At 66.9% G+C, this 25982-nt stretch carries 24 protein-coding genes and 1 pseudogene; 8 read left to right on the forward strand and 17 right to left on the reverse strand.

The genetic code is table 11. From position 1 onward, the window contains the following. From MHZ91_RS09420 to gpmA, 8 genes and pseudogenes are all read right to left on the reverse strand, one after another. Positions 1–126, reverse strand: a pseudogene (locus tag MHZ91_RS09420) (IS256 family transposase); the annotation flags it as partial. Between the two features lie 518 nt (positions 127–644). Then, positions 645–2057: an FAD-binding oxidoreductase gene (locus MHZ91_RS09425; protein ID WP_239213428.1), complete on the reverse strand. Its 1413-nt coding sequence runs from the start codon at positions 2055–2057 to the stop codon at positions 645–647. Beyond that, positions 2054–2773 (reverse strand): FadR/GntR family transcriptional regulator, encoded by a 720-nt coding sequence (locus tag MHZ91_RS09430; RefSeq protein WP_175139017.1) that lies wholly within the window; start codon positions 2771–2773, stop codon positions 2054–2056. Before MHZ91_RS09430 ends, MHZ91_RS09425 begins: the two co-directional genes overlap by 4 nt. 235 nt (positions 2774–3008) lie before the next feature. Next, a complete protein-coding gene (locus MHZ91_RS09435; RefSeq protein WP_239213429.1) occupies positions 3009–4199 on the reverse strand; it encodes a GGDEF domain-containing protein in 1191 nt (396 codons plus the stop codon). A 104-nt stretch (positions 4200–4303) separates the two neighbouring features. Then, positions 4304–5062 (reverse strand): molybdopterin-synthase adenylyltransferase MoeB, encoded by a 759-nt coding sequence (locus MHZ91_RS09440; protein ID WP_108005846.1) that lies wholly within the window; start codon positions 5060–5062, stop codon positions 4304–4306. Beyond that, positions 5059–6504 carry a S41 family peptidase gene (locus MHZ91_RS09445; RefSeq protein ID WP_175122084.1) on the reverse strand — a complete coding sequence of 482 codons (1446 nt, stop codon included), beginning with the start codon at positions 6502–6504 and terminating at the stop codon, positions 5059–5061. Before MHZ91_RS09445 ends, MHZ91_RS09440 begins: the two co-directional genes overlap by 4 nt. A gap of 132 nt (positions 6505–6636) precedes the next feature. After that, a complete protein-coding gene (locus MHZ91_RS09450) occupies positions 6637–8238 on the reverse strand; it encodes a peptidoglycan DD-metalloendopeptidase family protein (protein ID WP_175186355.1) in 1602 nt (533 codons plus the stop codon). A 7-nt stretch (positions 8239–8245) separates the two neighbouring features. Continuing rightward, entirely contained in the window at positions 8246–8998 is a 753-nt protein-coding gene (gene gpmA, locus MHZ91_RS09455; RefSeq protein WP_175122082.1) for a 2,3-diphosphoglycerate-dependent phosphoglycerate mutase, read from the reverse strand. Between the two features lie 214 nt (positions 8999–9212). On the opposite strand from gpmA, the gene MHZ91_RS09460 reads away from it, so the two are divergent. From MHZ91_RS09460 to MHZ91_RS09480, 5 genes are all read left to right on the forward strand, one after another. After that, positions 9213–9635, forward strand: coding sequence for a rhodanese-like domain-containing protein (locus MHZ91_RS09460; protein ID WP_175122081.1), 423 nt, complete (start codon positions 9213–9215; stop codon positions 9633–9635). A 52-nt stretch (positions 9636–9687) separates the two neighbouring features. Next, on the forward strand, positions 9688–9945 hold the full coding sequence (grxC, locus tag MHZ91_RS09465) for a glutaredoxin 3 (protein WP_175122080.1): 258 nt from the start codon (positions 9688–9690) through the stop codon (positions 9943–9945). A gap of 37 nt (positions 9946–9982) precedes the next feature. After that, entirely contained in the window at positions 9983–10513 is a 531-nt protein-coding gene (gene secB / locus MHZ91_RS09470; protein ID WP_175122079.1) for a protein-export chaperone SecB, read from the forward strand. A 17-nt stretch (positions 10514–10530) separates the two neighbouring features. Further along, positions 10531–11604, forward strand: a complete 1074-nt coding sequence (locus tag MHZ91_RS09475) for an NAD(P)H-dependent glycerol-3-phosphate dehydrogenase (protein ID WP_239213430.1) — start codon at positions 10531–10533, stop codon at positions 11602–11604. A 63-nt stretch (positions 11605–11667) separates the two neighbouring features. Beyond that, entirely contained in the window at positions 11668–12660 is a 993-nt protein-coding gene (locus tag MHZ91_RS09480; protein WP_218342617.1) for a tripartite tricarboxylate transporter substrate binding protein, read from the forward strand. A gap of 22 nt (positions 12661–12682) precedes the next feature. Here the strand turns inward: MHZ91_RS09480 and MHZ91_RS09485 are convergent, their stop codons facing one another. Together MHZ91_RS09485 and MHZ91_RS09490 are read right to left on the reverse strand one after the other, a co-directional pair. Further along, positions 12683–13153, reverse strand: coding sequence for a tRNA (cytidine(34)-2'-O)-methyltransferase (locus tag MHZ91_RS09485; RefSeq protein ID WP_056559971.1), 471 nt, complete (start codon positions 13151–13153; stop codon positions 12683–12685). A gap of 224 nt (positions 13154–13377) precedes the next feature. Further along, positions 13378–14055, reverse strand: a complete 678-nt coding sequence (locus MHZ91_RS09490) for a ComF family protein (protein ID WP_255595129.1) — start codon at positions 14053–14055, stop codon at positions 13378–13380. Between the two features lie 203 nt (positions 14056–14258). Between MHZ91_RS09490 and MHZ91_RS09495 the strand changes: the two genes are divergently transcribed. Then, the gene (locus MHZ91_RS09495; RefSeq protein ID WP_239213431.1) at positions 14259–15194 is read left to right on the forward strand and encodes a methyltransferase domain-containing protein; all 936 of its coding nucleotides are present in this window, start codon (positions 14259–14261) and stop codon (positions 15192–15194) included. Between the two features lie 138 nt (positions 15195–15332). Here the strand turns inward: MHZ91_RS09495 and MHZ91_RS09500 are convergent, their stop codons facing one another. From MHZ91_RS09500 to rsmB, 7 genes are all read right to left on the reverse strand, one after another. After that, positions 15333–16571 carry a YbdK family carboxylate-amine ligase gene (locus MHZ91_RS09500; protein ID WP_175122075.1) on the reverse strand — a complete coding sequence of 413 codons (1239 nt, stop codon included), beginning with the start codon at positions 16569–16571 and terminating at the stop codon, positions 15333–15335. Positions 16572–16898: 327 nt separating this feature from the next. Further along, positions 16899–18368, reverse strand: a complete 1470-nt coding sequence (locus tag MHZ91_RS09505; RefSeq protein WP_191578419.1) for a TrkH family potassium uptake protein — start codon at positions 18366–18368, stop codon at positions 16899–16901. A gap of 53 nt (positions 18369–18421) precedes the next feature. Beyond that, positions 18422–19801 (reverse strand): Trk system potassium transporter TrkA, encoded by a 1380-nt coding sequence (gene trkA, locus MHZ91_RS09510; RefSeq protein WP_175122073.1) that lies wholly within the window; start codon positions 19799–19801, stop codon positions 18422–18424. Beyond that, positions 19798–20493 carry a response regulator gene (locus MHZ91_RS09515; RefSeq protein WP_175139011.1) on the reverse strand — a complete coding sequence of 232 codons (696 nt, stop codon included), beginning with the start codon at positions 20491–20493 and terminating at the stop codon, positions 19798–19800. Before MHZ91_RS09515 ends, trkA begins: the two co-directional genes overlap by 4 nt. 11 nt (positions 20494–20504) lie before the next feature. Beyond that, positions 20505–22820, reverse strand: a complete 2316-nt coding sequence (locus MHZ91_RS09520) for an ATP-binding protein (RefSeq protein ID WP_175122071.1) — start codon at positions 22818–22820, stop codon at positions 20505–20507. Continuing rightward, the gene (locus MHZ91_RS09525) at positions 22817–23407 is read right to left on the reverse strand and encodes a DUF4390 domain-containing protein (RefSeq protein WP_175122070.1); all 591 of its coding nucleotides are present in this window, start codon (positions 23405–23407) and stop codon (positions 22817–22819) included. The genes MHZ91_RS09520 and MHZ91_RS09525 overlap by 4 nt, the downstream gene beginning before the upstream one ends. A 39-nt stretch (positions 23408–23446) precedes the next feature. Further along, positions 23447–24784: a 16S rRNA (cytosine(967)-C(5))-methyltransferase RsmB gene (gene rsmB, locus MHZ91_RS09530; protein ID WP_239213433.1), complete on the reverse strand. Its 1338-nt coding sequence runs from the start codon at positions 24782–24784 to the stop codon at positions 23447–23449. Between the two features lie 95 nt (positions 24785–24879). Here rsmB and MHZ91_RS09535 point away from each other — a divergent pair, with 95 nt between their 5' ends. Together MHZ91_RS09535 and MHZ91_RS09540 are read left to right on the forward strand one after the other, a co-directional pair. Continuing rightward, the gene (locus MHZ91_RS09535; RefSeq protein WP_239213435.1) at positions 24880–25512 is read left to right on the forward strand and encodes a LysE family translocator; all 633 of its coding nucleotides are present in this window, start codon (positions 24880–24882) and stop codon (positions 25510–25512) included. A 190-nt stretch (positions 25513–25702) separates the two neighbouring features. Beyond that, on the forward strand, positions 25703–25954 hold the full coding sequence (locus MHZ91_RS09540) for a DNA-binding transcriptional regulator (RefSeq protein ID WP_175122067.1): 252 nt from the start codon (positions 25703–25705) through the stop codon (positions 25952–25954). Positions 25955–25982 lie beyond the last annotated feature (28 nt).

Consider the following 25982-nt stretch of genomic DNA (forward strand, 5'->3'; position numbering starts at 1 on the left):
CTTCTTGAACGCCATCGACAGGTCCTGCACCGCCTCGGCGGTCATCGGGCCTTTGACGAATTGATCAACCAGCTCGGCGGGAATCGCCGGCAGTTCCCTCAGCGGTGTCTTTTTCTTGGTAGCCATACATGCTCCTTGAGCAACATGTTAGGCCCCAAACACAAAATTTATGACACTCCCGACCGTCGACGCGCGCCGCCCATCACGGCCCCTCCCCCGTCGGCGAGCACCATTAGCAAACCGATCCCCACCATCGCGCAGCGCCCACCGCCACGACGTCCCACGGCTCCGATGCCGATTGCCGCCGCCCGGGCGGCAGCAATTCGGCGGCCTCGCAGATCCCCTGCCCTGACCACAGGTCTTGCAGCGCGCAAACCAAAGACCCTCGCAGCACGGCGTCGCGGTCACCGTGGGCGCGAGCGCCGTCGATGCGCCCGACGGAATCCGTAGGAGTCGCCGCAGGCGAGGACGAGGATGAGGATGGGGCAGTCCGGAGCGAAGGCTCCGGACCGCAATCGTGGGCGATCGTGCCCACGGTGACCGCGGCGTCGGGCGACCTACGAAGATCTGATATGACCTACGAAGATCTGATGCATCCTACAAAGATCTGCTGCAACCTACGAAGATAAAACCCACAAAACCGCCTACAACAACTTCCCAGGATTCATGATCCCCGCAGGATCCATCACCTTCTTGATCTCCCGCATCAACCGCAACTCCACCGCATCCTTGCTATGCAAGAAATGCTCCCGCTTCAACTGCCCGATCCCATGCTCGGCAGAAATACTCCCGCCATACCGATTCACTTCATCCAACACCGCATCCGTGATCGCCGCCCCATGCTCAGCGACCCAGTTGCGGTCTGCGCCTGCCGGGCGGGACAGGTTGTAGTGCAGGTTGCCGTCGCCGAAGTGGCCGAAGATGAAGGGGCGGATGTCGGGGTACAGCGCGCGTACGCGGGCTTCGGCGGTCTGCATGAAGTCGGGAATGCGTTCGATCGGTAGCGACACGTCGTGCTTCAGGTGCGGGCCGTCGGCGCGTTGGGCTTCGGAGATTTCCTCGCGCAGCTTCCACAGCGTCTGCAACTGCGCCAGTGACGCCGAGACCGCGGCGTCCAGGCACAGGCCGCGTTCCAGCGCCGTGCCGATGACGTTTTCGAGCAGCGTGTTCAGGGCGGTTTCGTCCGTCGTGTCGGCCAGTTCCACCAGCACGTAGGCCGGGTAGAGCTGTTCGAACGGTTCCTGCACGCCCTCGGCGTGCGTCAGCACCAGGTCCAGGCAATCGCCGGTGAAAAATTCAAACGCCTGCAGGCGCGCGCCGCATTGTTCGAACAGGATCTCGAAGAGTTGCAGCGCTTGCGCGGGCGATTCGACGGCGGCCAGCACGACCGAGCGCACGTCGGTGCGCGGGTAGAGGCGCAGCGCGACGGCGGTGATGATGCCCAGCGTGCCTTCGGAGCCGATGAGCAATTGCTTGAGGTCGTAGCCGGTGTTGTCTTTGCGCAGGGTGCGCAGGCCGTGGAAGATTTCGCCGGTGGGCAGCACCGCTTCCAGGCCCAGGACCAGTTCACGCGCCATGCCGTAGCGCACCACGTTCACGCCGCCGGCATTGGTGGCGACGTTGCCGCCGATCTGGCTGGAGTCTTCGGCGGCCAGGCTGAGCGGCAGCAGGCGGCCGGCGTCCTGGGCGGCGCGGCGCAGGTTGCCGAGGATGGCGCCGGCCTCGGCAACCATGGTGTTGGCCACGGTGTCGATGGCGCGCACGGCGTTCATGCGGTCCAGGCTGATGACGACGTTGCTGGCGCCGCCGTCAGGCGTGGCCCCGCCGCACAAGCCGGTGTTGCCGCCGCGCGGCACGACCGGCACGCCGGCTTCCTGGCACAAGGCGAGGCACGTGGCGACCTCGGCCGTCGTACGCGGGCGCACAACCGCCTGGGCCTGGCCGTTGTACAGGCCGCGCCAATCGGACAGCCACGGCGCGATGTCGGCCGGGTCGGTGAAGACGGTGTCGGGGCCCAGGGCTTGGACCAGCCGTTGAGAAAAGTCGGATGCGCTCATGAGATGTGGGATGCGGCGGGAGAGAGAAGATCGAGCTGCAGGCGGCCGGCGGCTTGCTGCAGGTGGCGGATGGCGGCCTGGCGGGCACGGTCCGGATCGCGGGCGCGGATGGCCTCGAACACGGCGACGTGTTCCTGGTGCACGGCGGCGGTCAGGCCGTCTTGCAGGCGGCTGTTGGACCGGGCGGTGCTGACCGCCAGGCGCAGCTGCAGGTTCAGGTATTGCAGCAGGTCCTGGTAGTAGCTGTTGTGCGTGGCGGTCGCGATGGCGACGTGGAAGGCGATGTCATGTTCGACGCCGGCCTCGGGGTGGTCCAGATGGGCTTGCAGCGAGGCGAGGGCTGACGCCATGGCGTCCAGGTCCTCCGGCGTGCTGCGGACAGCCGCCAGGGCGGCTGCGCCGCCTTCAAGTTCCATGCGCAGTTCGTAGACGCTGGCGAGCTTCTTGCGGTCGACCGCGATGCCGGTGGACACCTGAAAGCCTTGCGCCCCGGTGCGCGAGACGACCGTGCTGCCCGAACCCTGGCGGCTCTGGATCAGCCCTTGGGCGCGCAGGCGCTCCGTGGCTTCGCGGATGACGGCGGCGCTGACGCCATATTGCTCGGCCAGCACGCGTCCGGCCGGCAGCTTGGCGCCGACGGCGTGGACACCATCCGCGATGTCGCTGGCGAGCTGGCGGGCAACCTGCTCGGTGAGGGTGAGGCTCTTGGTCAACATGGGCGCATTATAGGCATATTTTTCAGGTTATCTGATAACTTTGTTGTTTCGTGAGGGGGCCGGTGCAACCCACCGGCGGGATCGGGAAGTGGGAACGCGTGGCGGAGTCGAAGCTGGAATGCGGCCGAACCGCGGTGGAGTTGCGTCTGGAATGCACCCGCTGCGCAACGGGCACGCCACACGCGGCACACAGCGCTGGACCGATTCGGACCAATTCGGACAGCCGCGCTCCCAATCAAGCCGCGACGGACGCGCTCTGCAATCCTTCGCTTTCCGCGATCTGCCCGCTCTGATCCACCACGCAGCAGCGGCCGCCCTGCGCCTTGGCGCGATACAGCGCGGCATCGGCGGAGTCCAGCGCGCCCTGCGGGGTGCGGTTGGCGCCGGACAGGATCGAGATGCCGATGGACAGGCCCACGCAGACGCGATTGCCGTCTGCCAGCGTGATGGGCTGCGAGACGTCTCGCAGCAGGTGTTCGCCCAGCCGCAGTGCGGCGGTGGCGTCGATGCCGGTGACCAGCACGATGAATTCGTCGCCGCCAATCCGCGCGGCGACGTCGTCCACGCGGAGCATGGCGCGCATGCGTTCCGCGATGGTCTTGAGCACCTGATCGCCCCCGGCGTGGCCGTGCGTGTCGTTGATGCGCTTGAAGTCGTCCATGTCCATGTAGAGCAGCGCCGCGGCGCTGTCATGGCCGCGTGCGCTGGAGCACACGCGTTCCAGCGCCGCCTGCAGGCCGGCGCGGTTGGCCAGGCCGGTCAGCGCGTCTTGGCTGGCGCGGCGATCACTGTCGCGCTCGGCCAACATGGTGGACACCAGGATGCGGTTCAGGCGGTGCGAGGCGATGACCATGCTGATCAGATAGAACGGAATCTGGATGAACACGATCGCCATGACCCATTCGCCGGTGAAGAGCGCGCCCAGGCACATGGGGCCAAGACTGAGGAAAATCATGGCGCCCACCAGGCGGGGCGCGCCGTAGTTCCGGAAGCAGATCCCGCCGGCCATGGCGCCGCAGGACACGCCAGCCAGTGTCGCGGCCAGCCAGTCGCCGTTCAATAAGGTGATGAAGACGCCATAGCCCACGCTGAACGCCCAGAATAGCGCCAGCAGAATGTAGAGATCGGTGTGGGTATTGCCGCCCTTGGGGGCCGCTCGCAGCGCGGATCGCAGGATGACGACGCGCACCAGCGCGAGCACCACCTCCAGGATCAGCCACGAGATATACAGCGGTTCGGGCCGCCGCCACGCGACGACGCCCGAGATCATCAGGGTGTTGATGACCCCGCCGGCAAAAATGGGAAGCGTGCCGAACAGACTGGCGATGAGCGCCGCGCGGATGTCCGCCGGCGTGTCATGCCCGGAATGCGTCAGCCAACGTGTCAGCCGCCACTTGGGCAGGCTGAACTTCAGTCCTGTATCCACGCCGTCATGTCCATGCCCCTCTACTCGAAATCAGTAGGCTGGCTGGCGTTATAGCAGGTATTTGAAACCTTTAGTATTGTTCTTGGGTTCAATACCGACAGACTTCAGGCGTGCCCCCGGTGGCCGCAGACCGCGCATTCGGGGTCACGTTGCACGTTGACGCTGCGCCATTGCATGGTGCGCACGTCCAGCCAGAGCAAGCGGCCGGACAGGCTTTCGCCCACGCCGGACAGCAGCTTCAGGGCTTCGGCGGCCTGCATGCTGCCGATGATGCCGACCACCGGCGCGAAGACGCCCATGGTGGCGCAGTTGGCTTCCTCGACGTCGTCGGCTTCAGGAAACAGGCAGTGGTAGCACGGCGCGTTGTCGTCGCGCAGGTCATAGACGCTGACCTGGCCGTCGAATCGGATGGCCGCGCCGGAGACCAGTGGCTTGCGGTGTTGCACGCAGGCGCGGTTGATGGCGTGGCGGGTAGTGAAGTTATCGGTGCAGTCCAGCACCAGGTCCGCCTGCGCGACGGCATCGGACAAGGCCTGGTCCTTCAGGCGCTCGACCCGGGCGTGAACGCGGGTCTGCGGATTGAAGGCGCCCAGCATGTCGCGGCCGGACTCGGCCTTGGGCCGGCCAACGCTTGCGGTGGTGTGCAGGATCTGGCGCTGCAGATTGCTAAGTTCGACGACGTCGTCGTCGGCCAGCGTGATGTCGCCCACGCCGGCGGTGGCCAGGTAGAGCGCGGCGGGCGAACCCAGACCGCCCGCCCCCACGATGAGCACACGCGCCGCCAGCAGTTTTTCCTGCCCTTCGATCCCGAGTTCGTCCAGCAGGATGTGGCGGGCGTAGCGCAGCAGTTGCTCGTCGTTCATTTGTCCTTGCTGGGCTCGACTCCGGTCGGCGTGATCTTCATGCGCTGGGGCGTTCCGCCGCCGGCCTTGGCGTCAGCCTTGGCCTGGGCCCGGGCCGAGCCCTTCTGCACCGGCTTGCCGGCCAGCAGGTTCAGGGCCTGCTGAAGCTGGAAGTCGTCCTTGCCGCCGAATTCAAACACCTTGGCCGGCAGTTCCACGTTGTCCTGGTCGGCGCTGGACTTGATTTCGTTGGTGGTCTGCTGGTTGGACAGGTGACGTTGCAGGTCGGCTTCGCGGGGCAGGCGGAACAGGTCGCCGTCGGCCGTATCGGCAACGACGTAGTCCGGTTCGATGCCGGTGGCCTGAATGGAACGGCCGCTGGGCGTGAAGTAGCGCGACGTGGTGAGCTTGACCGCGGTGGTTTCGGACAGCGGCAGGATCACCTGCACGGAGCCCTTGCCGAACGTGCGGTTGCCCAGCACCTTGGCGCGCTTGTGGTCTTGCAGCGCACCGGCCACGATCTCGGAGGCCGAGGCCGAACCCACGTTCACCAGCACCACCATCGGCACCGTCTTGGTCCAGGCCGGCAGGCCGGACAGGTAGTTGCTTTCGCCGCGGGCGTATTCCGACGGCGTCGCCAGGTACTTGTGGCGGGCGTCCGGCGTGCGGCCGTCCGTGGACACCACGAGCGCATCGGGCGGCAGGAACGCGCCGGAGACACCGATGGCGCTGGTCAGGAGGCCACCCGGGTCATTGCGCAGGTCCAGCACCAGGCCCTTGGGCGGTTCCTTCGCGCCCAGCTCCTTGAGCTGGCGGGCGAGGTCGGCGCCGGTCTTTTCCTGGAACTGGGCGACGCGCACGTACGCGATGCCGTTGTCCAGCATCTTGCTGCGCACGCTGCGCACCTTGATGATGTCGCGCACGATCTTCACGACGATCGGCTGCGGGCGATCGGCGCGCATGATCGTCAGGGTGATGGGCGACTTGGGCGCGCCACGCATGAGCTTGACCGCGTCGTTCAGGGTCATGCCCTTGGTGGGCGTGTCGTCGATCTTGATGATCAGGTCGCCCGCCATGACGCCGGCGCGGGCCGCGGGCGTGTCCTCGATGGGCGAGATGACCTTCACGAAGCCGTCTTCCGCGCCGACCTCGATGCCCAGGCCACCGAACTCGCCTTGCGTCGCGGTCTGCATTTCGCGGAACGCGTCGGCATCCAGGTAGGCGGAGTGGGGATCCAGGTTCGACACCATGCCGGAAATGGCATTGTCGATCAGGGTCTTGTCGTCGACGGCCTCGACGTAGTTGTTCTTGATGGCGGCAAAGACATTGCTCAGTTGCCTGAGCTCGTCCAGAGGCAGGGGGCTGCCACGCTGGGCGACCGCAGTCACGCCAACACTCAGCAACACACCAGCCACCGCACCGATGGCAATCAGACCGAAACCGCGAAACTTACGAGTGCCCATGCACACTTCCCGAATTTTGTTTTCGCCGATGGGTTTGGTAATTTACCAACGGTATTTTTCCAACGACATTCATTTACCGACAGCGTTTACGCCGATTGCATTCCAGCAAACCGGCTGCACCAGCCGTCACATCTACTGCGCCAGCCATTGGGCCGGGTCCACTGGAGCGCCACGATGGCGAATTTCAAAGTATAGGCCGGATTCCACTTGGCCGCCGGTTGCGCCCACGGTAGCAATAGTATCCCCGCCGGCCACCGCATCGCCCACCCGTTTGAGCAGACTTTGGTTGTAAGCATAGACGGTCAGGTACTGCTGGCCATGATCCACAATGATGAGGTTGCCAAAGCCGCGCAGCCAATCGGCGTAAACCACAGTACCGGGGGCCACTACCTTGACGGGCGTGCCCTCGGCCGCGCGCAGCACCACGCCGCGCCACACGCCGCCGTCCGGACGATCCACCCCGAACCTGCCCTGCACCTGGCCGCGCACCGGCATGGCCAGCCCATGACGCAGGCCGTTGCCGCCGCCGACCGGCGGCGCCTTGGCGGTCTGCTGGGCCGATGCACTGCGCGTTGGAGTGGCGGGCTCTTCAACAGGTTCCGCCTTTTTGGGGGGATCCGCGGGTTTTGTTGATGGCGGGGTATCGGCCGGGCCGCCGATGCGGGTCTGCCGCTGCTCGGCGGGACGCAGGCCGGCGGCGTCCGGGTCGGCCACGGCCACCGGGCCGCGGTTCTTCTGGGCTGCCGCTTCGACCTGTTCGCGCGCCTGGGCGGCCTCGCGGGCTTCGCTGTCGCGGCGCGCGCCGTCTTCGGCGGCCTTGCGGTCTGCCTCGGCCTTGCGGCGCGCGTCTTGCGACCGGCGTTCGGCCTCGGCGCGCTTTTTGGCCTCTTCGGCGGCGCGGCGGGCTTCTTCAGCCGCGCGGCGCGCTTCCTCGGCACGGCGGGCTTCTTCGGCGCGCTTGCGCGCTTCTTCGGCCTTGCGGGCTTCCTCGATCTGCTTGGCGATGGCCGCGTCCAGATCGGTGATCAGCCGCGACAGGCGCTGATCGTCGCGGCCGAGCTTGTTGGCCTCGGCGCGCTGGGCGGCGATCTGGCCTTCAAGCTGGGCAAGCAGGCTGGCGCGCTCTTTTTGCTGCGCGACCAGTGCGGTTTTCTGTTCGGAGGTTTCGGCGACCCCCTTTTCGATTTCGGCGCGGCGTTCGTCGGCCTGCGCCTGCAGGGCGGCCAGCCGGTCGATGTCGGTCCGCAGCGCCTTCACGGCGTCGGCCCGGGCACGGGACACGTAGTCCAGGTAGCCCAGATTGCGGCCCAGCACCTGGGGATCGTCGCCCGAGAGCAGCGCCGTCCAGGGCGACAGGCCGCTGGTGTATTGGGTGCGCAGCTGGTCGGCCAGTTCGACGCGGCGCTTGGCCAGCACGGCCTCCTGCGCGGTGATCTGCTTTTCCAGCGACGCGAGATCGGCCGTCGCCTTGCGGTTGGCGTCGGCCAGTTCCTTCAGGCGCAGGTTGATGCGGGAAATCGACGATTCCGACTGCTTGAGCGCGTCGGCGGCCTCTTTGCGGGCCGCCTCGCGGTCGTCGATGTCCTTTTGCAGACTCTCGATGCGGTCGCGCAAGGCGGCCTGCTGTTTTTCGGCGTCGGACTGACGCCCGGCGAGGTCACTGGGCGCGGCGCGCGCAGGCAGCGTCCCACTGGCCAACATGACCGCCAACAACAACCCCGCCGTGCGACGCATAGAGATATCAGTCCTTCTTGGCCTTGCCCTGAGCTGCGACCGCAGCCATGGCCGCCTCGATCTCGGCGGCATCGCCCAGATAATAGTGGCGGATCGGACGCAGGTCATCATCCAGTTCGTAGACCAGCGGCTGGCCGGTCGGGATGTTCAGGTTGACGATGTCGTCGTCCGACACGTTGTCCAGGTGCTTGATGAGGGCGCGCAGGCTGTTGCCGTGGGCGGCGATCAAGACCTTGCGGCCCGAGCGGATGGCCGGGGCGATGGAGTCGTTCCAGAACGGCAGCACGCGGGCCACGGTGTCCTTCAGGCACTCGGTGGCGGGCAGCTGGTCGGCCGGGATCTTGGCGTAGCGGCTGTCAAAGCGCGGATGGCGTTCGTCGTCCAGCGACAGCGGCTCCGGGGCGATGGCGTAGGCGCGGCGCCAGATCAGGACCTGCTCGTCACCGTACTTGGCGGCGGTTTCGGACTTGTTCAGGCCCTGCAGGGCGCCGTAGTGGCGTTCGTTCAGGCGCCAGTTCACGCCGACCGGGGTGTACATGGCGTCCATGGCGTCCAGGGCGATCCACAGGGTGCGGATGGCGCGCTTGAGGACTGAGGTGTAGGCCAGGTCGAAGGTGAAGCCTTCTTTCTTGAGCAGTTCGCCCGCCTTGCGGGCCTGTTCGCGGCCGGTGTCGGTCAGGTCGACGTCGGTCCAGCCGGTGAAACGGTTTTCAAGATTCCACTGGCTTTCACCGTGGCGCATCAGTACGAGTTTGTGCATGGTTTGGGGCGCCCGCCGGGCGGGTTAAAGTTGGAGGATGGTTAAGGAATGCGCTCATTTTATAATTGAGTGATTTTGCCCGTGATTTTGCCCCGGCGCACCGCGTCCATGTCCTGGACGCGTCGCATCAGGGTTCGCCCCTACCAGGCTGGCCGGAAGACTTGCCCACCCGCAAGCCGACGTAGCGCCCGCCGACGTACTACAGGAAGCCTTCGTGGACCTTTTGCAATTCTTGCTCGATAAAAACAACATCTTCATCGTCGCCGTCGCCGTGGTTTCCGGCGTGATGCTGATCATTCCCGCCCTGCGCAAGGGCCGGACCGGGTCCGCCATCAGCACGACTGAAGCCATCCAGATGGTCAACCAGCGCAATGCCGTGTGGGTCGACGTGCGCCCCGTCGAGCAATTCCAGGCCGGTCATATCGCTCAGGCACGAAACGTGCCGGCAGCCGACCTCGAGCAGAAGGCCGGCTCGCTGCCCAAGAACAAGCCGCTGGTGGTGGTTTGCGACAATGGCCGCGATTCGGCCCGCGCCGCCGCCAAGCTGCGCGCCCAGGGATTCACCGACGTCGTGCCGCTGGAAGGCGGCATGCGTGCCTGGTCGGCCGCCAGCCTGCCGGTAACCCAGAAGGGTTGAAGCAGGGGGACTCGCCCCCATCTACCTATTCTTGTACCCACAGGAGCGCCCTATGAACAAAGTCGTCATGTACAGCAAGGACTATTGCCCCTATTGCTCCCGCGCCAAAGCGCTGCTCGAGCAGCGTGGCGTGGCCGACCTGGAAATCATCCAGATCGACCGCGAACCGTCCCAGCGCGATGTCATGATCGAACGCACCGGCCGGCGCACCGTCCCGCAGATCTTCATCGGCGATACCCATGTCGGCGGTTGCGACGACCTGATAGCCCTGGACCGCTCGGGTGGACTGACCCCCTTGCTGAACGGCTAATCGCCCCTTTTTGCCTCTCCCACCAACGGAAACACTCATGGCTGATCAAGACCAAAACACCCAGCAAGAAGGCGGCAACGACGCGCCCTCGTTCAATCTGCAGCGCGTCTACCTGAAAGACCTTTCGCTGGAAATGCCCAACGCGCCTCACGTGTTCCTGGAACAGGAAGCGCCGCAGGTCGAAGTAAGCATCACCGTGGGCGGCCAGCGCCTGGCCGAAACCGTGTTCGAAACCACGGTCACCGTCACCGTCACCACGCGCATCAACGACAAGGTCGTGTACCTGGTCGAAGGCACGCAAGCCGGCATCTTCGAAGCGGCCAACATCCCCGAAGAGCAACTCGACCCGCTGCTGGGCATTGTCTGCCCCACGATGCTGTACCCGTACCTGCGCGCCAACATCGCCGATGCGATCACCCGCACCTCGATGCCGCCGCTGCACCTGACCGAAGTCAACTTCCAGGCTCTGTACGAGCAACGCATCGCCGAACTGCAACAGCAGCAGGCCGCCGGCGCCAACGGTGCCGAATCGGGCATCATCCTGCCCCCCGGCGCCACCCGCCAGTAAGCACCCCGCGGCGCCCCATGAACCAACCCGCCGAGCCGCGCCTGCGCGTCGCCGTCCTGGGAGCGGGCAGTTGGGGCACCGCCCTGGCGGCGGCCGCCAGCCGCCGCCACCCCACCCAGCTCTGGGCGCGCGAAGCCGCGCAAGCGGCCGCCATGGCCGCCACCCAAGAAAATGCCCGCTATCTGCCGGGCATTTCCCTGCCCAAGACGCTGCAATATTCCTCTGATCTGGACGCCACGCTGCGCACCCTGCAGGACGACGCCGCGCGCCGTCTGATCGTGCTGGGCGTGCCCGTCGCGGGTCTCACGTCCATCTGCGAGGCGCTGTCGCAACGGCTGCCCGCACTGGGACTGCAAGACACGCCCATCGTCTGGACGTGCAAGGGCTTTGAGGCCGACACGGCCAGACTGCCCCACGAAATCATGCGCGAGGCCCTGCCCGGCGCGACCGGCGGCGCCCTGTCGGGCCCCTCGTTCGCGCGCGAAGTCGCGCAGGGCCTGCCCGTCGCCCTGACGGTCGCCAGCAGCAGCCCCGCCCTGCGCGAAGCCACCACCGCCGCCTTCCATGGCGCGGCGCTGCGCGTCTATGCCAGCACCGACCTGGTTGGCGTCGAAGTCGGCGGCGCGCTCAAGAACGTCATTGCAGTTGCCTGCGGCATTGGCGATGGCCTTGCGCTGGGAACCAATGCCCGCGCGGCCCTGATCACCCGCGGCCTGGCCGAGATGACCCGCTTTGGCGTCGCGCTGGGCGCACAGGCCGAAACCTTCGCCGGGCTGACCGGCCTAGGCGATCTGGTGCTGACCGCCACCGGCGAGCTGTCGCGCAACCGGCGCGTGGGCCTGGAGATCGGCGCGGGCCGCAAGCTGGCCGACATCCTGGCCAGTGGCATCACCGCCGAAGGCGTGCGCTGCGCCCGCGCCGCGCTGGACCGCGCCCGCGCCATCAATGTCGAATTGCCGATCACCGAAGCGGTGTGCGCCGTGCTGTTCGAAGGCGTCGCGCCCATGACCGCCGTCTCGGCCCTGCTGGCGCGGGATGCGCGCTATGAAGGACTGGGCGCCGGCTCCGGCGAGGCCATCGGCGCCGCCTAGATCGCGCCCGTCCATCCCGCTTCCACAACAAGACACGACACCCACCCCGAGGAGACATCCTTCATGACGCAAACCCGCAAGTTCCGGGTCGGCCCGCTGCTGCGTGGCCTTTGCCTGAGCCTGGCAGCCATCCTGCCCGTTGCCGCCCACGCCGACTGGCCCGAGCGCCCGATCCACATGGTCGTGCCCTTCCCGCCCGGCTCGTCGCCCGACATCCTGGCGCGCACGATTTCCGAGCCGCTGTCCCAGGCCCTGGGCCAGCCCATCGTGATCGACAACAAGCCGGGCGCCGGCGGCAACATCGGTACGCGTATGGTGTCGCAGGCCAAGCCCGACGGCTACACCCTGCTCTACACGATCAACGGCCCGCTGGTCACGGCGCCCACGCTCTATAAGAAGACACTGGGCTACGACCCGCTGACCGACCTGGAGCCGGTATCGCTGGTCGGCACCAGCCCCAACGTGCTGGTCGTGCCGGGCAACCTCAAGGTCGACAACGTCCAGGACTTCGTCAAGCTGGTCAAGGGCCGCGGCAACTCGCTGAATTACGGATCGGTCGGCCCGGGCAGCTCGGCCCACCTGGCCATGGAGATGTTCAAGGAACGCGCGGGCGTGGACCTGGCGCACATCCCGTATTCCGGCTTTCCGCAGGTCATCACCGCCATCATCGGCGGCGACGTGCAGGCTGGCTTCATGGTGCCGGCGATCGCCGTGCCGCAGGCGCGCGACGGCAAGGTCAAGCTGCTGGCCGTGACCAGCCTGCAGCCCAGTGACGCCCTGCCCGGCGTGCCCACCATGGCCTCGCAGGGCTATCCGGACTTTGAAGCCATCTCGTGGAATGCGATCCTGGCGCCGGCCGGTACGCCCACGCCGATCATTGAACGGCTCAACAGCGAACTGGCGCGCATCATCAATAGCGAGGCCGTGCGCAAGCAGCTGGCGCTGCAATACTTCACGCCGGCCCCGTCGACGCCGGAAGCCCTGACCAACCGCATCAAGAATGAAAAGGCGCGCTGGGACCAGGTGATCGACAAGCTGAAGCTGTCGCTGGACTGATCTTCAGACCGAGGGGCGGCGTCTATGCGCCCCCTTCGTAGCCCTGCTGGCGCCAGGCCTCGAACACCGTGACCGCCACGGCGTTCGACAGGTTCAGGCTGCGCTGGCCGGTGCGCATCGGCAGCCGCAGGCGCTGCTGCGGCGGAAACATCGCCTGATGCTCGTCCGACAGGCCCGCGCTTTCGCGACCAAACACGAACACATCCCCCGGCTTGAAACTGACGTCGGCCACGCTGCGCTGCGCGTGCGTGGTCAGCGCATAGATGCTGGACGCGACGGCGCCGGTGTCGTCCAGCGCCTCCTGCAGCGTGTCGTGCACGCGCACAGGCTGCCACTCGTGATAGTCCAGCCCCGCGCGCCGCATGCGGGCGTCATCCAGCTCGAACCCCAGGGGACGCACCAGATGCAGTTGCGCCCCGGTATTGGCGCACAAGCGGATGGCGTTGCCGGTGTTGGGAGGGATCTCCGGGCAGACGAGAATGACGTGGAACATGGTGCGGGCAGAGGTGGAAAGGTCCGTGGCCGGGAAGCGGCCGCGCGAGCGTGATTGTCGCCGATTTGGCGGCGGGGCCAGGAACCGCGACCCGACGGCGGTCCGGTGAAGGCGCGGATGCGGGCGCGGTTGCAAACGGCGGATGCAGGCCAGGATGCATGCGGGGGCACGGGCGGGGATGCGGGCGGGAAGCCAGGCACGATCCAGACGGCGATGCAGGCAGATCATGGCGTACGCGCGGCCACCAATACCGTCACGCTGGCCGCGCCTGCCGCCATCAGGGCAGTGGCCGCCGCGCCCACGGTACTGCCGGTGGTCATCACGTCGTCCACCACCGCCACATGACGCCCGCGAACCGGGCCGGTGCAGACAAAGAGACCCGCCGCCCCCCGCTGCCGCGCCCGCCGGCCTAGCGTGGCCTGGCGGGGCGTTTCGCGCCGCCGTGCAAGCAGGAGACGCGGCGCCGGCAGCGCCAGTTCGGCGGCCAGACTGCGCGCGATCTCGGCCGCCGGGTTCATGCCCCGCTGCCGCAGCGACGCCCGGCTGGCGGGAATGGGGACCAAGAGAAGATCGGGCGGCAGGAACCCGGTGCAGCGCCCGCAGTCGGCGGCGGTGTCAGAACCGCTTGATCCGGAAATGCCGGCGGCTTGCGCGCCGGACTGCGCCGCCGCCTCCCGCACCGCCTGCGCCATCATTCGCGCCAGCACCGGCGCCATGCTGAGCCGCAACTGCGTCTTCAGCATCAGCACCAGCGCATCGCCGGGCGGCGCATAGTCAAACGCCGTGATCGTGCGGCTGAACGCCTGCGGCTGCGCCAGACACGCCGCGCAATGCTGTCCGCCCCCTTGAAGGCGCAGCGCGCATCGCGGGCATCTTGCCAAGCCCCCCGGCGGTCCGGCCATGATGTCCGCCTGACACCCGGCGCACAGCCGCGCGCCCGCGACCCGTGCCCCGCACAACGGACAATCGCATCCCAGGCGCGACAACAACCGTCGCCCCATGTTCAGTAGGGACAATCGGAGCCTGCCGCCGGGATGGGCAATAATGTGAGCCATCCCAGATCAAACCATGCTCCGCCCCGGGAGATCCCGCGAGCGCGACCGAAATGTCCCTGCCAGAAACCGCAACGCCCCCCTCCCTGCCCCTCGTCACCGCCGACGTGCCGCGCCAGTTCGCGCGCCGCGGCGACCTGGCCGACGCCCAATTCCTTTATGGCGAAGTGGCGCGCCGCATGCTCGGCCGCCTGCAGTACATCCGCGTGCAACCGCAGGCCATGCTGGACGCCGGTTGCGGCGCCGGCGACAACCTGCCGCTGCTGCGCGAACGCTATCCCGACGCGGCCTACACCGGGCTGGACAACTGTGAGCCCTTGCTGGCGCAAGCGCGCCAGCGTCACGCGCCAGCCGGCCTGTCGGCCTGGATCGGCAAGCTGGCGCGGCGCGGCCCGGCCGCCCCCGCGTTCGTGAACGCCGATCTGGCCAACACGGGACTGCCGCCCGAATCGCTGGAACTGGTGTGGTCGAACATGGCCATGCACTGGCACCGCGAACCGCACGCCGTGCTGGCCGAATGGCGCCGCATCCTGAAAGTGGGCGGCCTGGCGATGTTTTCCTGTCTGGGACCGGCCACGCTGCGCGAATTGCGGCAGGCGCTGGCGGATGCCGGCCTGCGCACGGCCACGCCGTCCTTCGTGGACATGCACGACTTCGGCGACCTGCTGGTGGAAAACGGCTTTGCGGATCCGGTGATGGACCAGGAGATCCTGACGCTGACCTACCGCAGCCCCGAAAAGCTGCTGCAGGATGTGCGCGCCCTGGGCGGCAACCCGGCCGAAGGCCGCCGCGGCGGACTCGTGGGACGCGACTGGCGCGACCGCCTTTGCGCGGCGCTGGAAGCGCAACGCAATGCGGACGGCCTGATCGTCTTGAGTATCGAAGTGGCCTACGGCCACGCCTGGCGCGCCGCCGCGCATCGGACCGTGGCGGGCGAAACCCGCCTGTCCATCAGCGCGATCGGCGGCCGGCAGCGCGGAACCCTTTGACGACAGGGCCTGCAAAGCCGCCCTGAAAGATCGGTCTCCGAAAACAGGCCTGCATGCCGCGCCTCCGAAAGCAGGCCTGCATGCCTCGCCTGTGAAAAAGGCCCGCCAAGCGGGCCTCGCACGCACCCCTGCCGCAGCCTAGTGCAAGCGTTCCGGCACGGTCACGCCCGGCTCGGACGCGGACAGACCTTGCATGGGTTCGGACGTTGCCCGGATGCGGCGGCGAAGCACCGCGGTCGGCTCTGCCGGCGGCGCAACGGGCGCCGCCGTACCGCGCCACGCGTTCGACATGGCTTCCACCACCAGAGGCAAGTCGCGCAGGCGATGGTACTGGCTGCGCAGCCAGCGGGCGTCGTTGCCGGCGCGCATGGCGTCGTCGCGCAAGGCGGCGATCATGTCGCCCGTCCCCAGTTCCTCGGCCACCGGCATCAGACGCTGGAACAGCGCACGCATATGGTCGATCAGGCGCACGCGCTGCCCGTCGGGCGTGACGTAGCTGCCCTGCAGGCCAAAGCGGCAGGCCTGGAAGTGGTTGCTGCGATAGGACAGCCAGGCGTTGTCGCTGGGATCTTCCTCGCGCATCAGCAGCACGGACAGCGCTTGGGCAAACGCCGCCACCTGGCAGGCGCGCTCCACCGTCAGCGGCGTGTCGCAGACCCGGATTTCGACCGTGCCGAACTCGGGCTTGGGACGGATATCCCAGTACAAGTCCTTGATGCTCTCGGCCAGACCAAAAGCGCGAAGCTGGGACAGGTGGGCTTCAAACTGGTACCAGTCCTTGACCTCGGGCGGCATGTGGCCGGCCAGCGGAAAGCTGTTGACCGCATTCAGGCGCGAGCACGAGAACAGGGTGTCCACCCCCTCGCAGTACGGCGACGACGCCGTCAGCGCGATGAAGTGCGGCACGTAGGGCGAGAGTCGGCGCAGCAGCTTGATGGAATCGTCGCCGCTTTTCACGCCCAGATGGATGTGTTGGCCGAACACCGTAAATTGACGCGCCAGGTAACCGTACATTTCGGCCAGGTACTGGAAGCGCGGGGTATCCGAGATGGAGCGCTCTTGCCAGCGCATGAAGGGATGGGCGCCTCCGCCCGCCACCGACACGCCAACCGCATCCGCGGCTTCAACCAGGGCGTCGCGCATCTCGCGCATTTCGGCCAAGAGGCCCATGGGGTGCTCGTGCACCGAGGAGTTCAGTTCGATCATGGACCGCGTGATTTCGGGTTTTACGCGGTCGGCAATAGGATGGTTGGCCATTTGGGCCAACAGTTCGTCAGACGCTGCAGCAAGGTCAAAACTGCGGGGGTCGATCAGTTGCAGCTCGAGTTCGATGCCCAGGGTGTTGGGGGCCGACGAAATGAACGGGATTTGTTCCATCTCGGACTCCTTTGAATGTTTGATGAGGGTATGCGCCGTTCGACCTTGAAGCCCGGCAACCTCCCGGGGGGCACTAGACGGCGGCTTGTGAACGCATGATAGCCGCAGGTTTGTGGCAAAACGATTGAAAATCGTGACATTTGTGTGCAACATCGCGAATCATCCGGTTTTCCCCTCTAAGGAAAAGTAAGCAAGCGCTTACCGCCCAGGATTGGCGCGGGTTCTGGGCGAGCGCCCGCCGCGGAGCCAGAAAAGACGGGGATTTCCAAAGGGGACGGGATAACCCTAATTAGGGTTATCCCTGACGATTTCGGGGCGTAGCGGCGCCTATTTGCGCCAGAAGATCGGCGTGAAGAGCACCAGCACCGTCAGCAGTTCCAGCCGGCCGATCAGCATCGCAAAGGTGCAGACCCAGATCTGGAAGTCCGACAGCACCGCAAAGGTGCCCATGGGGCCCACCGGACCCAGGCCGGGCCCGGTGTTGTTCACGCTGGCGAAAACGGCCGAGAACGCCGTGATCGGGTCCAGGCCCGAGAGCAGCAGCAGGCTGGTGAACACGGCGATGGACAGGCCGTAAAACAGCATGAAGGCCAGCACGGACGACATGGTGCGCGTCTCCACCGCCCGGCCGTTGATCCGGACCGGGCTGACGGCATGCGGATGCAACATGGTGACCAGCTCATTGCGGGCCTGCTTGATCAGCAGGATGGCGCGGATCATCTTGATCCCGCCCCCCGTCGACCCCGCCGACGTCGCAAAGCCCGAGAGCAGCAGCATCGTCAGCGGCGCAAACAGCGGCCATTGGGCGAAGTCGGTATTGGCATAGCCGGTCGTGGTGGCCATGGAGATGGTGTTGAACATCCCGTAGCGCAGCGCTTCCAGCGGATCGGTGTAGACGTCCTTGATGAAGAGGTACACCGAGATGACCAGCCCGACCCCCAGCACGACGACCAGGTACGGAATGGCCTCCGGACAGCGCCAATAGGCGCGCGGACTGCGCTGGCGGAAGGCATTGAAGTGCGTGGCGAAGTTGATGCCCGCGATCAGCATGAACACCATCGCCACCATTTCGACCGCGACGGAGTCAAAGTGCGCGAAGCCGTCGTCCCAGGTGGAAAAGCCGCCCAGCCCCATGGTGGTGGCCATGTGGCACCACGCCTCGAACCAAGACAGCCCGGCCAGCCGGTACGCGATGAAGCAGAGGATGGAGAACACGAAATAGACCGCGTACAGCGCCTTGGCCGTGCTGGCGATGCGGGGCGTCAGGCGCTCGTCTTTCATGGGCCCCGGGGTCTCGGCCCGCACCACCTGATGCCCGCCGACGCCCAGCAGCGGCAGAATGGCGACGGCCAGCACCAGGATGCCCATGCCGCCGATCCAGATCAGCGTGGCCCGCCACAGGTTGATCGACGGCGGCAAGGTGTCCAGGTTGGTCAGGACCGTGGCGCCGGTGGTGGTCAGCCCGGACATCGCCTCGAAATAGGCGCCCGTGAAGGACAGCGGCAGCCCCGCGCCATGGAAGTACAGCAGCAGCGGAATGGCCGCCAGCAGCGGCAGACCTGCCCAGACGGCCGACACCAGCACGAAGCCGTCGCGCGCCCGCAATTCGCTGCGGTTGCGCCGGGTCAGCGCGGCCAGGCCGCCGCCGATGCCGACGGAAATCAGGAAGCCATCGCGGAAGGCGTCGCGCGCCGCGTCGCCGCCCACATAGGCGATGAACAGCGGGATCAGCATGGTGAGGGCGAACATCACCATGGTGAGGCCCAGGATGTACAGGGTGGCCAGGACGCGCTTCATGGAGGCTTATCCGGCCGCTCGCGGCCCACGCAAGGGGTGAACGGGGCGGCGCATCAGAAAAACGAGGCCGAAACCTGGAACAGCTTTTCCACGCGCGGCATCTGCTGGCGCGAGGGCACGAAGACGATGACGTGGTCGTCGGTTTCGATGACGGTGTCGGCGTCCGGCAGGATGATTTCTTCGCCGCGCACCAGCGCGCCGATGCTGGCGCCCTTGGGCAGGCTGATCTTGCCCACCGCGCGGCCCACCACCTTGGACGTGGAGCGGTCGCCGTGGGCAATGGCCTCCAGCGCCTCGGCCACGCCCTGGCGCAGCCGGTGCACGGCCACCACGTCGCCGCGGCGCACGTGGCGCAACAATTCGCTCATGGTGGCCTGCGACGGCGACACGGCGATGTCGATGTGGCTGCCCTGCATGAGTTCGCCGTACGCGTGGCGGTTGATCAGCGCGATCACCTTGCGCGCGCCCAACCGTTTGGCCAGCAGCGACGACATGATGTTGTCTTCGTCGTCGCTGGTCAGGGCCAGCCACGTGTCCATGTCCTCGATGTTCTCGCGCTCGAGCAGCGCCTCGTCGGTGCCGCTGCCGTGCAGGATCAGCACGCTGTCCGGAAGCTGGGTCGCCAGGTATTCGCAGCGCTTCAGGTCGTGCTCGATGATGCGGACGCTGTACTTTTCCTCGGCAAGCTGGCGCGCCAGGCGCAGGCCGATGTTGCCGCCGCCGGCGATCATGACGCGGCGCACCGCGCGCTCAGCGTCGCGCAGCTTGCGCACGGCGCGCCGCGCGTGGTCGGAATCGACGACCAGCACGACTTCATCGCCCGGGGCGATGACGGTGCCGCTGCCCGCCCGCAGGGGACGGCCGTCGCGCAGGACGTCGATGACGCGCGCCTTCACGTCCGGCCAGACGTCGCGCAGCTTGTCCACGGACGAATGCGCCATCGGGCTGCCATGCCCCACGCGTACGGTCACGACACTGACGCGGCCTTCGGCGAATTCCACAACCTGCAGGGCCTCGGGGAATTCGATGAGGCTTTGCAGGTAGGTGGTGACGCTGCGTTCGGGGCTGATGAGCGCGTCGATGCAAAAGCCTTCTTCGCTCATGAGTTCCGGATGCTCGGGAAACTCAGCGGAGCGGATACGGGCGATGCGGCGGGGGATATTGAACAGCTGGCGCGCGACCTTGCACGCCACCATGTTGGCGGTGTCGGACGCCGCACAGGCGATGAAGAGATCGGTGTCGGCGGCGCCGGCATTTTCCAAAACAGAAACCTGCGAGCCGTCACCCAGGACGACACGCAGGTCAAAGTGTTCTTGCAGGTATTGCAACTGGGCGGGGTCGGAATCGATGACCGTGATGTCGTTTTGCTCGGACACCAGGTTTTCCGCCACGCTGGTGCCTACGCGACCAGCGCCCATGATCAGGATCTTCATGTGCTGCGCTTGCGCGCGGACTCGATGCCCAATTGCTTGAGCTTGCGGTAGAGGTGGGTGCGTTCCAGCCCGGTACGTTCGGACACGCGCGTCATGCTGTGGCTTTCCCTGACCAGGTGGTATTCAAAGTAGATGCGCTCGAATTCGTCGCGCGCTTCGCGCAGCGGCTGGTCCAGCGAGATGCTGCCCAGCTGGCCGTTGGACGTGGCCGGCACATCGTTGGCGGACACGGCGGACAGCGCGGCGGGCGGATCCAGTTCGTCTTCCAGCGCCACGATCGGGCTGGCGACGGCCGGATTGGCGGCGGCGGGCGCCGCATGCGGCACGCGGCCACGCGCCAGGCCCGCGGCAACGGTCTTGAGCAGACGCTGCAGCGTAATGGGCTTTTCGAGGAAATCCATGGCGCCGATGCGCGTGGCTTCGACCGCCGTGTCGATGGTGGCGTGGCCGCTCATCATGATGACAGGCATGTCCAGCAAGCCTTGCGAGCCCCACTCCTTGAGCAGGCTGACGCCGTCGGTGTCGGGCATCCAGATGTCCAGCAACACCAGATCGGGACGCATGCGAAGACGGGCAGCGCGCGCTTGCGCCGCGTTTTCGGCCAGCTCGACCGTGTGTCCCTCGTCGTAAAGGATTTCCGACAACAGTTCGCGTATACCGACTTCGTCGTCAACCACCAGAATTCTGGCCATAAAGCATCCACCTATTGCGTAGCCGCATTATCCTTTTCTTGCGCGGTGGCGTCCATAGTGTCGGACCCGGGCGCGAGCCGGGTCAACAGGATGGAAATCCGCGCCCCTCCTTCCTTGCGGTTGGCAAGGTCGATACGTCCGCCATGCTCTTCCACGATCTTGCGGACGATTGCCAATCCTAACCCAGTCCCGTGGGACTTTGTGGTTACGTAGGGCTCAAATGCGCGTTGCATGACCTGCGGCGGGAAGCCGGGACCCGTGTCCGCCACCGTGAAACGCAGCGCCTGATGCGCCACACGATCAGGCTGTTCGCTGCGCATGAGCTGGGTCGTCACGCTGACGCGGCCCTGCCCGCCCAGTTCCGCGATCGCATCGCGCGCATTGGAAAGCAGGTTGTGGATCACCTGCCGGAGCTGGGTCGGATCGCCTTCGATATCGGGCAGGTCGGCGCCAAGGTTGACGTCCAGATTCAAGGCCTTTTCCGTCAGGCGCGACGGGGCGCCCTCGGGTTCCCAGCCATAGAGCGACAACACGTCCGCCACCAGCGCGTTGAAATTGATGCGCTGCATGACGGCCGGCGGCGTACGCGCATACTCGCGGAAGTCGTCCACCATCTGCTTGAGCGACGCCACCTGGTTCACGATCGTGTTGGTGGAGCGCGCCACGATCTGCGCCTCGGCGGGCGGCAGCTTGCCTTCCAGCTTCATGGCCAGGCGCTCGGCCGAGAGCTGGATCGGGGTCAGCGGATTCTTGATTTCGTGGGCCAGGCGGCGCGCCACCTCGCCCCACGCCACGGTCCGGTTGGCGGAAATCACTTCGGTGATGTCGTCGAACACCACCAGATAACCGTTGCCGCGCCCATCGACGCGCAGGTGCGTGCCCCGCGCCAGTAAGGTCAGCGGCTGGGATGCGGTCTCGCCTTCGGTCTGGGCGGGCGCAATTTCAAATTGCTGTTGCCAGTGCTGGCGCTCGGAGCCGACCGCCGCGTGCGTGGAAAACGCCTGGCGCACGATATTCGCAAATTCCAGCATGCCGTCCGCGGTTTCAAGCGGGCGGCCGATGACCGAGCGCAGGTCCGCGCCCAGGATGGTCTGGGCGCCCTGGTTCACGGTGGTGACGCGGAACGCTTCGTCGAACACCAGCACGCCGGAAGACAGGTTGGACAGCACGCTTTCCAGATAGACGTTGGAGCGTTCGAGCTGCTGGCGGTTGCTTTCGACCATGCGGCGCGCTTCGTCGAGCTGGCGGGTCATGGCGTTGAACGACCGCGTGAGCTGGCCGACTTCGTCGCGTTCCGGCGGCTCGGGCAGGGGCCGGTAGTCGCCCACGCCCACCGCCTGCGTGCCGCCCGCCAGGCTGAGCAGCGGGCGCACCAGCCGCTTGGACAGGGACAGCGCCACCGCGATGGCGCCAAACGCGGCCAGCAGCAGGGCCAGCGTCAGCGTGATGCCATAGAGCTTGCGCAGGCCCAGCCGCGACAGCGCCAATTCCTGGTAATCCCGGAAGCCCTGCTGCACCAGGTTGGCGTTGTGCGCGATCTGCTCGGGCACCGGCTGCAGCAGTTGCAGCCAGCGCGGCTCAGAGGCCGGACCCAGCAGGTTGTCGTAGCGGTCCGGACCGTTCAGCGGGATCACCACGCGCAGATGCAGGCCGCCTTCGGCGCCCGCGGTAACCGGATCGTCGGCTTCGGCCGCGGAATAACCGCGCGCCAACCGCAGCTGATTCATCACGGTGGAAGGCGGCATGGCCGGCAGCAACTGGCCGTACTGGCTGGTCGAAAACGCCACCATCCGGCCGCTGCCCGTGAACACCATGGCTTCCTGCACGCCGTTGGCCTCGCGCAGCCGGGTCAGCGCCAGCGTCACGCCGCTGTCGGTGCTGCGGTTCAGTTCCACGGCCATCGAGCGGGCGCGGGCGTCGAGGTCGGCCAGCAGCGAATCCAGCGCGGCGCGGCCCAGGTTCAGGCCGGCTTCCAGCGCCGTGTCCACACGCACGTTGAACCAGGATTCGATCGAGCGCGACATGAACTGCACCGACACGGTGTAGATGAGCGCGCCGGGCACCACGCCGATCAGGGCGAAAGCCAGGGAAAAGCGCGCGGTGAGCCGCGCGCCGAACTGCCGGCGCCGGATCTGCCGGGCCAGCCGCACCGTCAGCGCGACAACCCAGACAAAGAGCGCCAGCGCAAAGATGCCGTTCAGGACCAGCAGCGTGTCGTAGTAGCGCGCAAAACGCGAGGCGTTTCCGGTGGACCAGGCCAAGAGGCCCAGCAGCGCCAGGCCGCTCACGGCGCCGACCATCAGCGCCAGCCGAAGCAAAAGCCTCATGAGGGATCTTTCTCCTTGTCGCCCAACATGAACGAGAAGTCCATCCACGGCGTCGCCTGCGCCCACGAGCTGCTGTTCAGGGCGTTGACCTGAAACGGCCTGGGCAACAGCGACGTATCCAGCCGGAGGCGCAACTGCCCGTTGTATTGCGACCCCGCATCAAACTCGCCGGCCTTCGCAACCCGCCAATTGCGGATATGCCGGATGGCGCTCATGGCATCGTCCAGCGAGGCCACCGGAAAGGACAGCTCGCCCACGCCCGCCCGCCACTGGCGGGTCAACGCGTTATAGACCACACGCCAGGTGCGCGATGTGTCCACCAGCGACTCGTCGAACCAGTACCAGCGTTCTCGGGTGATGGTCAGGTCAGCCGTGAAATACAGCGCGACGCCGCGCTGGGCGGCGTCGCGCAACTGCTGGTTCAGCTCGAATTCGATGTCCGCGTCGATTTCCAGGTTGCCGTCGCGCACCACCGGCTCCACGCGCGTCACGCGCGGCTCGGACGCGTGAGCCACACCACCCGGCGCAGTCAAAAGCACGGCAGATACCAGCAACAACCCAAGAAATACGCGCGAAATAATGGACATACGGCACCGGAACTACGTCATGCCCCTATTCTTCGGGATTCAGGACTGCTTGGCAAACAAGGCGTAGAAAAACCCGTCGTGTTGCGCCGCGGGTGTTGCATCGACCGCAACTGGCAGCAATTGGCCGGGCGCGTCCAGGCGGGTCGCGTCGGAATGGCGCTGCAGGAATTCCAGGGCCTGGCGCGTGCCTTCGATCGGGAACACCGAGCACGTCACATAGAGCAGCCGGCCGCCGGGGGCCACGGTGGACCACAGCGCGTCCAGGATCCGGGTCTGCAGGCTGGCGGTGCGGCGCAGGTCGTTTTCGCGGCGCAGCCAGCGGATGTCGGGGTGGCGCCGGACAATGCCCGATGCCGTGCACGGCACGTCCGCCAGCACGGCGTCAAAGGGCTTGCCGTCCCACCAGGCGTCCAGGTCGGCGGCGTCGGCCGCCTTCAGACGGACATGGCCGCCGCCCAGGCCCAGCCGTTCCAGGTTCTGTTCTACGCGGCCAAGACGGTCGGCGTCGGCATCCAGGGCGAGCAGGTCGATGTCGGCAAGTTCAAGCAGGTGCGCCGTCTTGCCCCCGGGCGCCGCGCAGGCGTCCAGCACGCGCATGCCGTCGGCAGGGGCCAGCAGTTCGGCCGCGAGCTGGGCGCCCGCATCCTGCACCGACCACCAGCCCTCGGCAAACCCCGGCAACTGCGTCACCGGTTTGGGCGTGGCCAGCACCACACCCGACTGGCCCACGGCTTCTGCCGCCAGGCCCGCCTCTTCAAAGGCGGCCAGCACCTGCTCGCGGGTGGCGCGGCGGCGGTTGACCCGCAAGGTCAGCGGGGCGGGCAGATTGGATGCCGCCAGGATCTCGCGCCATTGCTTCGGATAGGCCACGGTAAGTTGTTTGACCCACCAGCCGGGATGATTGAATTGCGCCTCGGGGCTGTCGGCCACCGCGGCCTCCAGCGCGGCGCGTTCACGCAGGAAACGGCGCAGGCAGGCATTGAGCATCCCCTTGTAGGACGCCAGGGCGCGCGACCCGGCGGCCGCAGTCACCGCCTGGTCGACGACCGTGTGCGGGGCGTAGACCGGCATGCCGGGCAGGGCGACGGCCGCATCGCCCTCTTCCTTGAGCAGCGTCAGCGACACCAGCAGCAGGGATTCGAACAACACGCTGGGGTAACGCTGCACCATCTCGCGGCCGACGGCGTCTGCCCAGCCCAGGTAGCGCATCGCGTGGAACGACACGGCCTGCGTGGCCGGACGCAGCGCGCCATCGACCTCGGCCAGCGCCTCCGTGAGCGAGCGCCCGTCGAGCACGTCCTCCACCACCCCCGCGCTGGCAAGAAGTACGGAAGAAAGCGGGGGGGCCAGATTGGGGGAGTCAGGACGGGTGGACATGGTGCGAAATCAAAGAGTAAGACCGCTATGGTAGCCCGGACCTGGACGGACGGCGGCCCGCGCGGCACACTGGCTCCCTGCCCTGGAGCCCCGTCATGTCCCTCGCCACGCTGCTGCTGTTTGTCCTGGCCTCTGCCGTCGCCATCGTCACGCCCGGCCCCACCACGCTGCTCGCCATGAGCAACGGCTCGCGCCACGGCGTGCGCGCCGCCTGCTGGGGCATGGGCGGCGCGGTGCTGGCGGATCTGGTCCTGATCGGCGCCGTGGCCTGCGGCCTGGGTGTGCTCCTGGCCGCCTCCGAGGTCGCCTTCCAGATCGTCAAATGGGTAGGCGCGGCGTACCTGGCCTGGCTGGGCTGGAAACTCCTGCGTACGGACGCGGCGCTGACGCTGCCGTCCGAAAGCGCCCGCGATACGCGCCCTGCCGGGCTGGCCCTGGGCCTGCGCAGCTTCGTCGTGGCCCTGACCAATCCCAAGGCCCTGCTGTTCATGTCGGCCTTCCTTCCCCAATTCATCAACCCCACCGCTCCCCTGCCCGCCCAGTACGCCATCCTGGCCGGCGTGCTGGCGCTGCTGAACGTGGCGACGATGCTGGCCTATGCGGCGCTGGGTGCGCAGATGGTGCGCGCCTTCCGGGCAGGCGGCCTGCGCTGGCTGAACCGGATCTGCGGCGGCATGCTGATCGGACTGGCGGGCACGCTGGCGCTGTATCGCCGCACTGCGGCCTGAATCGCGGGCCCCGGTTCCACGCGGCTTTCCGTCCCCCGTTGCCAGACGGGCCCCACCATCCCGTGCTATCCCCGCCTACGGCAATGCCGTATAATCCTGCGCTGCCCCGCTATCCCCATCGGTGCGGCCGCCGGCCGAACTCCCGCCGGCGCGAATGAATGCCGCACCGCCCCCTCCCAGTGATTGAGTTATGAAGAAGGCTGTACCGCCTGCCCGGTCCGTCCGGTGGCAGGCGTCGCATATCAGCGAAGCGCGCAATCGCGTGGGCCTGCCGCAGGCGGATTTCGCGGAGTTGTTGGGCGTAAGCGTGCGCACCTTGCAGGATTGGGAGCAAGGCCGGCGCAACCCCTCCGGCGCCGCGCAGACCTTGCTGCGCGTCGCCATGCTTCATCCGGAAACGCTGCGCCACCTGTCCTCCCAGGACGCTCCGGCCTGGCCCTGAATCTTTGACGATGACCCCGCCGCACGCC

Source organism: Achromobacter sp. ACRQX (assembly GCF_022346505.1).
GTDB lineage: Bacteria > Pseudomonadota > Gammaproteobacteria > Burkholderiales > Burkholderiaceae_B > Achromobacter > Achromobacter animicus.

Excerpts from the sequence above, each read along its gene's own strand:
- MHZ91_RS09535 (WP_239213435.1), top strand. The coding sequence starts at position 24,880 with ATGTCCCTCGCCACGCTGCTGCTGTTTGTCCTGGCCTCTGCCGTCGCC.
- MHZ91_RS09475 (WP_239213430.1), top strand. The coding sequence starts at position 10,531 with ATGAACCAACCCGCCGAGCCGCGCCTGCGCGTCGCCGTCCTGGGAGCG.
- MHZ91_RS09515 (WP_175139011.1), bottom strand. The coding sequence starts at position 20,493 with ATGGCCAGAATTCTGGTGGTTGACGACGAAGTCGGTATACGCGAACTG.
- gpmA (WP_175122082.1), bottom strand. The coding sequence starts at position 8,998 with ATGCACAAACTCGTACTGATGCGCCACGGTGAAAGCCAGTGGAATCTT.
- MHZ91_RS09520 (WP_175122071.1), bottom strand. The coding sequence starts at position 22,820 with ATGAGGCTTTTGCTTCGGCTGGCGCTGATGGTCGGCGCCGTGAGCGGC.
- MHZ91_RS09480 (WP_218342617.1), top strand. The coding sequence starts at position 11,668 with ATGACGCAAACCCGCAAGTTCCGGGTCGGCCCGCTGCTGCGTGGCCTT.
- rsmB (WP_239213433.1), bottom strand. The coding sequence starts at position 24,784 with ATGTCCACCCGTCCTGACTCCCCCAATCTGGCCCCCCCGCTTTCTTCC.
- MHZ91_RS09450 (WP_175186355.1), bottom strand. The coding sequence starts at position 8,238 with ATGCGTCGCACGGCGGGGTTGTTGTTGGCGGTCATGTTGGCCAGTGGG.
- MHZ91_RS09540 (WP_175122067.1), top strand. The coding sequence starts at position 25,703 with ATGAAGAAGGCTGTACCGCCTGCCCGGTCCGTCCGGTGGCAGGCGTCG.
- MHZ91_RS09445 (WP_175122084.1), bottom strand. The coding sequence starts at position 6,504 with ATGGGCACTCGTAAGTTTCGCGGTTTCGGTCTGATTGCCATCGGTGCG.
- MHZ91_RS09485 (WP_056559971.1), bottom strand. The coding sequence starts at position 13,153 with ATGTTCCACGTCATTCTCGTCTGCCCGGAGATCCCTCCCAACACCGGC.
- MHZ91_RS09440 (WP_108005846.1), bottom strand. The coding sequence starts at position 5,062 with ATGAACGACGAGCAACTGCTGCGCTACGCCCGCCACATCCTGCTGGAC.
- MHZ91_RS09490 (WP_255595129.1), bottom strand. The coding sequence starts at position 14,055 with ATGGCCGGACCGCCGGGGGGCTTGGCAAGATGCCCGCGATGCGCGCTG.
- secB (WP_175122079.1), top strand. The coding sequence starts at position 9,983 with ATGGCTGATCAAGACCAAAACACCCAGCAAGAAGGCGGCAACGACGCG.
- MHZ91_RS09500 (WP_175122075.1), bottom strand. The coding sequence starts at position 16,571 with ATGGAACAAATCCCGTTCATTTCGTCGGCCCCCAACACCCTGGGCATC.
- MHZ91_RS09525 (WP_175122070.1), bottom strand. The coding sequence starts at position 23,407 with ATGTCCATTATTTCGCGCGTATTTCTTGGGTTGTTGCTGGTATCTGCC.
- MHZ91_RS09495 (WP_239213431.1), top strand. The coding sequence starts at position 14,259 with ATGTCCCTGCCAGAAACCGCAACGCCCCCCTCCCTGCCCCTCGTCACC.
- MHZ91_RS09430 (WP_175139017.1), bottom strand. The coding sequence starts at position 2,773 with ATGTTGACCAAGAGCCTCACCCTCACCGAGCAGGTTGCCCGCCAGCTC.
- grxC (WP_175122080.1), top strand. The coding sequence starts at position 9,688 with ATGAACAAAGTCGTCATGTACAGCAAGGACTATTGCCCCTATTGCTCC.
- trkA (WP_175122073.1), bottom strand. The coding sequence starts at position 19,801 with ATGAAGATCCTGATCATGGGCGCTGGTCGCGTAGGCACCAGCGTGGCG.
- MHZ91_RS09505 (WP_191578419.1), bottom strand. The coding sequence starts at position 18,368 with ATGAAGCGCGTCCTGGCCACCCTGTACATCCTGGGCCTCACCATGGTG.
- MHZ91_RS09425 (WP_239213428.1), bottom strand. The coding sequence starts at position 2,057 with ATGAGCGCATCCGACTTTTCTCAACGGCTGGTCCAAGCCCTGGGCCCC.